The organism is Mycobacterium sp. 852002-10029_SCH5224772 (genome assembly GCF_001667315.1).
Taxonomy (GTDB): Bacteria; Actinomycetota; Actinomycetes; order Mycobacteriales; family Mycobacteriaceae; genus Mycobacterium.
The window spans coordinates 1-5,149 of sequence record NZ_LZHT01000057.1 but is presented as its reverse complement, the minus strand read 5'-3'; the positions used below and the strand labels follow the sequence as shown (position 1 = coordinate 5,149).

Annotated in this window: 6 protein-coding genes; 3 read left to right on the top strand and 3 right to left on the bottom strand. The window is 68.0% G+C overall.

Going from position 1 to position 5,149, the window contains the following annotated elements; all coding sequences use genetic code 11:
- Positions 1–152 precede the first annotated feature (152 nt).
- On the bottom strand, positions 153–1,613 hold the full coding sequence (locus tag A5775_RS11385) for an FAD-binding oxidoreductase (RefSeq protein WP_067251988.1): 1,461 nt from the start codon (positions 1,611–1,613) through the stop codon (positions 153–155).
- Between the two features lie 249 nt (positions 1,614–1,862).
- Here A5775_RS11385 and A5775_RS11380 point away from each other — a divergent pair, with 249 nt between their 5' ends.
- Positions 1,863–2,396, top strand: coding sequence for a DUF732 domain-containing protein (locus A5775_RS11380; RefSeq protein ID WP_197512518.1), 534 nt, complete (start codon positions 1,863–1,865; stop codon positions 2,394–2,396).
- Here A5775_RS11380 and A5775_RS11375 read toward each other — a convergent pair.
- Entirely contained in the window at positions 2,393–2,674 is a 282-nt protein-coding gene (locus tag A5775_RS11375) for a DUF3017 domain-containing protein (RefSeq protein ID WP_067251983.1), read from the bottom strand. The genes A5775_RS11380 and A5775_RS11375 overlap by 4 nt on opposite strands.
- A complete protein-coding gene (locus tag A5775_RS11370; protein WP_067251991.1) occupies positions 2,671–3,516 on the bottom strand; it encodes a bifunctional methylenetetrahydrofolate dehydrogenase/methenyltetrahydrofolate cyclohydrolase in 846 nt (281 codons plus the stop codon). The genes A5775_RS11375 and A5775_RS11370 overlap by 4 nt, the downstream gene beginning before the upstream one ends.
- A gap of 138 nt (positions 3,517–3,654) precedes the next feature.
- Between A5775_RS11370 and A5775_RS11365 the strand changes: the two genes are divergently transcribed.
- Positions 3,655–4,869 (top strand): NADH:flavin oxidoreductase, encoded by a 1,215-nt coding sequence (locus A5775_RS11365; protein WP_067251981.1) that lies wholly within the window; start codon positions 3,655–3,657, stop codon positions 4,867–4,869.
- Positions 4,870–4,893: 24 nt separating this feature from the next.
- Positions 4,894–5,149, top strand: a 256-nt coding sequence (locus tag A5775_RS24795) for an FHA domain-containing protein (RefSeq protein WP_156660665.1), incomplete at its 3' end; no start/stop codon positions are given.

Sequence of the window (5,149 nt, the reverse complement as noted above, 5' to 3'; positions counted from 1 at the left end):
GCGCAGGCACGGTCCACCTCGGCATCGAGCGCGTCGAACACCGCGTCGACATCGGGCAGACCAGTGGAACTCACACCCCCAAACTATCGGGCCCCACCGACAAAAGCGGCCTCCACGACCGACATAGATTCACACTCGCGCAATTGATTTCGTCAAAAATTCAGCCCCGAGAACATCAGCCTGTCGGGGTCGTACTTCTGCCGGACGGCACCCAGCCGCGCCAAGTTCGAGCCGTAGTAGCGCGCCGGTGCGGCGTCGGCCTCCAGGTAGTTGACGTAGCCGCCCACCGAGAACGGTTGCACCGCTTGGTGTGCGGTGCCGACCCAGGCATTCGCGGCGGTGACCTGGTTACCGGCCGGCTCGACATACCACTGCACCACCGCGGACTGATTGCGCCACGGGAACGCGGTGTCGGCGGGGGCCACGTCGGCCACGGCGCCGCCCAACGGATCGATCAGGGCCGAGGCCTGCCCCGACCCGGACGCCGGCCACTGCCCGATGGCGGTGGCAATGGCATGCGCCGCAGCGGAAGTCATCGGGCCGATCACATCCGATCCGGCGACGAAGCCGCGGGGTGGACTGGTCGCGCTGCCGCCGGCCAGATAGGTGACCAGGTCCATGCGGGTGAGCGTCTTGTTCGCCACCGCGGTGGGCGCCAGCCCGATCAGCGACTTGAGGGCGTCGACCACGCCGGGGCCGGTGCCCGGCGGAGACGTCGCCAGCACATGGCAGTTCGCCTGGGCCGAACCGACCGAGAGGTCCACCATCCCCCACGTGTTGCGGTCGGCGTTCGCCAGCCAGGACTGCCACCCGGTGATCACCTGCACCGCCGAGGACGGCGGGAAATCGAGCCGTACGAGATCGCTGTCGCCGGTGGCGAACGTCGCGAACGTCATCGACGTCGTCACCCCGAAATTGCCGCCCCCACCACCGCGCAGCGCCCAGAACAGGTCCGGATTGTCGTTGGCGGACGCGGTGACCACGTCGCCGCTGGGCAGCACCACGGTCGCGGATCGCAACGCATCGCAGGTGAGTCCCACGCGCCGCACGTCCGGCCCCACACCGCCACCGAGTGCGAGCCCCCCGATGCCGACCGTGGGGCAGGTCCCGGAGGGCACCGCACGGGCGGCGCCGGCCAAAGCCTGGTGCACCGCATACAGATTCGTCGCCGGGGATACCGTGACGTTGCCGCCGTCGAAGTTCGGCGCACCGGGAAGCCCGCGCAAATCCAGCACCATGGTGCCGTTGGCGCTGGACGCCCCGACATACGAATGCCCACCGCCGCGCGGGGCGACCTTGAGATTGTTGGCCTTGGCGAACGCAACCGCCTTCTGCACGTCGGCCTGCGACGAAACCTTCACCAGCGCAGCGGGATTGGAGCCGTTGTAGAACGAGTTGAAAACCTGCTTACCGGTGGAAAATTGGGCACCATTGGCCGGCAGCAGCACGCTGCCGCCGATCGACGAGGCCAGGCCGCTCCAGCCGGCGGCGGGGTCCGCGGCCGCCCGCGCCGTGCCCCACACCGCTCCCGTCGCCAACATGGAAACCGCGCCGCGAAGAAAAGTCTGGCGCGAGAGCTCATGGTCGGGCGGACGGCTACGATTGGGCGTCATTGGGCGGATTCTGGCCCATCTCGCGTCCGGAAATCCGGTGGCGCCACCCGTGTCAGATCACAGTGTGGCGTCGATCCGCCGGCCCAAAGGGACGCTTAATAATCGACATCGCGAGCGCACCGCTCTCACGAAACGCTTATTGCGCAAACCTTTACCCCACCGTTTCGCAAACGTGACAGTGATAGCTCAGAGTTCGTAGGCGTGGTTCGAGTGCGATCCGTGCACTCCAGGGCGGACGGGGAGGCTGGCGTGACGGCACGTGCACGAACTCATCGATGGATCGGGGTTTTGCGTCATCAGCCCCTCACCATTCGCCTGCTCGCCGCGGTCGCCGGCCTGCTCACCGTGGCCTCGGCATTCGCGGCGCCGGCCGAAGCGGAGGGCAACGGCGACGACTTCATCGACGCGCTCAATCACGCCGGCGTCGACTTCGGCGAACCCGGAAACGCGATGGCCGTCGGCGAATCGATCTGCCCCATGCTCTCGAAACCCGGCGGCAGCTTCGCCGCTGCCGCGTCCAGCGTCTCCGGCCGGGGCATGTCCCCACAGATGGCCAGCTTGTTCACCACGATCGCGATACAGACCTACTGCCCCGAGACGATGGCGAACATCGCCAGCGGCAACCTGTCCGGCGCCATGCCGCAGGTTCCGGGAATGCCCGGAATGTCGGGAATGCCCGGGCAGATCCCGGGAATGGGCGGGCAGATCCCCGGAATGACGGGACAAATCCCCGGAATGGGCGGCCAGATACCGGGCCAGGTTCCGGCGCTGCCGAGTCTCTAAACGGTGCCCAGCGGGTCGATGGTCCACGCGATATAGACCATTGCCGCCCCGACCGCCGCGGTGGTGGTGAAGTCGATTCCCTTGCCGCGCACCACCAATAGGCCGGCGCGTTCCTCGGACAACACCAATCGCAACAGCGCGGCCACGCCCACCCCGATGCCGATCAGCAGCGAACCGCGGCGCCAGAAGTTGGCCCCCGCCAGGGCCAGCGCCGCGGCAAAGATCAGGCCCACCAACAGAATCGGCCACTGGGCCCGCAGCACGGTCCGCGCGGTCATTCCCGTTCGGCCAGCTCGACGACGTTGGTCAGCAGGAACGCGCGGGTCAACGGGCCCACGCCGCCGGGGTTGGGTGACACGTGCCCGGCCACATCCCACACATCGGGGTGCACGTCGCCGACGAGTCCGTCGTCGGTCCGGCTGACCCCCACGTCGAGCACCGCGGCGCCGGGACGGACCATGTCGGAAGTCAGCAGGTGCGGGACCCCGACCGCGGCCACGATGATGTCGGCCTGCCTGGTCAACGCCGGCAGATCGCGAGTTGCGGTGTGGCACAAGGTCACCGTGGCGTTCTCGGAACGCCGCGTCAGCAGCAGCCCCAGCGGGCGACCCACCGTCACTCCGCGGCCGATGACGACCACGTGCGCCCCGGCGATCTCGACGTCATAGCGGCGCAGCAGGTGCACGATGCCGCGCGGTGTGCCCGGCAGCGGGGCCGGGTTGTTGAGCACCAGCCGCCCCAAGTTCGTCGGGTGCAGGCCGTCGGCGTCCTTGTTCGGGTCGATCCGCTCCAGGGCCGCGTTCTCGTCCAGGTGCTTGGGCAGCGGCAGCTGCACGATGTAACCGGTGCATTCGGGGTTGGCGTTCAGCTCGTCGATGGTGTCGTTGAGCACGGCGGTGCTGATGTCGGCAGGCAGGTCGCGGCGGATCGAGGTGATCCCGACCTTGGCGCAGTCGGCGTGCTTACCCCGCACGTAGGCCTGCGAACCCGGGTCCTCGCCCACCAGGATGGTGCCCAAACCGGGGGTGCGTCCCGACGCGGTCAATGCGGCCACCCGTTCTTTGAGGTCGACGAAGATCTCGTCGCGGGTGGCCTTGCCGTCCAGTGTGATTGCTCCCACGCTGACAGTCTGGCAGATATCGATGATGGCGACCCGCCACGCCCGGCTTCGCCGCGCTTGCGATCGCCACGGTGCCCGATGATGGCGACCCGCCACGCCCGGCTTCGCCGCGCTTGCGATCGCCATTAGGCTCCCGGTATGCCTACCCCTCCGGACGTGTTCAGCCCCGGCAAGCTCGGTCCGATCACGCTGCGCAACCGCACCATCAAGTCCGCGACGTTCGAGGCCCGCACCCCGGACGCGCTGGTGACCGACGACCTCATCGAATACCACCGGTTGCCCGCCGCCGGTGGGGTCGGCATGACGACCGTCGCCTACTGCGCCGTCTCCCCCGGCGGGCGAACCGAGGGCAACGGAATCTGGATGCGGCCGGAGGCGGTGCCCGGGTTCCGCCGGCTCACCGACGCGATCCACGCCGAGGGCGCAGCGGTCAGCGCGCAGATCGGCCACGCCGGCCCGGTGGCCAACGCCAAGTCGAACAAGGCGAAGGCGCTGGCGCCGGTCCGGTTCTTCAACCCGATCGGGATGCGGTTCGCCAAGAAGGCAACCCGCGAGGACATCGACGATGTGATCGAAGCCCACGCCAACGCCGCGCGGCTGGCCATCGAGGCCGGCTTCGACGCCGTGGAAATCCATCTGGGCCACAACTACTTGGCGAGTTCGTTTTTGTCCCCGCTGATCAATCGCCGCGACGACGAGTTCGGCGGATCGCTGCAGAACCGGGCGAAGGTCGCCCGCGGCATGGTGATGGCCGTGCGGCGTGCGGTGGAAAAGGAAGGCACACCGATCGCGGTGACCGCCAAGCTGAACATGGCCGACGGCGTGCGCGGCGGCATCAGCACGGAGGAATCGCTGGCCACGGCCAAGTGGCTGGAGGAGGACGGCGGGCTGGACGCGATCGAACTCACCGCGGGCAGCTCGCTGGTCAACCCGATGTACCTGTTCCGCGGCGACGCGCCGCTCAAGGAGTTCGCCGGGGCGTTCAAGCCGCCGCTGAGCTGGGGCATGCGCATGACCGGCAAGAAGTTCCTGCGCGAATACCCCTACCGCGAGGCCTATCTATTGCGCGATGCGAAGCTGTTCCGCGCCGAGTTGACGATGCCGCTGATCCTGCTCGGCGGCATCACCAACCGGGAGACGATGGACCTGGCGATGGCGGAGGGATTCGAGTTCGTCGCGATGGCCCGCGCGTTGCTGGCCGAGCCGGATCTGATCAACCGGATCGCCGCCGAGGACCCCCAGCATCACGTGCACTCGGCGTGCACGCATTGCAATCGGTGCATGCCCACGATCTACACCCGTACCCACTGCGTCGTCACGGGCGCGCCCGACGTCCCAGCCGCGGCAAGGTAATCCACAGGGCTGCAAGCTACAGTTGTGGCGATGTCAGCACCAGCCCCGCCAGCGCTAACCGTCCATCACGAAGGATCGGAAGGTACCTTCGCAGCAGGCCACGACGTGGTCGTCGGGCGCGATCTGCGGGCCGACATGCGCATTACGCACCCGCTGATTTCGCGCGCCCATCTGTTGCTGCGTTTCGATCAGGGCAAGTGGCTGGCCATCGACAACGGTTCGCTCAACGGAACGTACGTCAACGGCCGGCGCGTGCCGGTGGTCGAGATCCACGACGGGC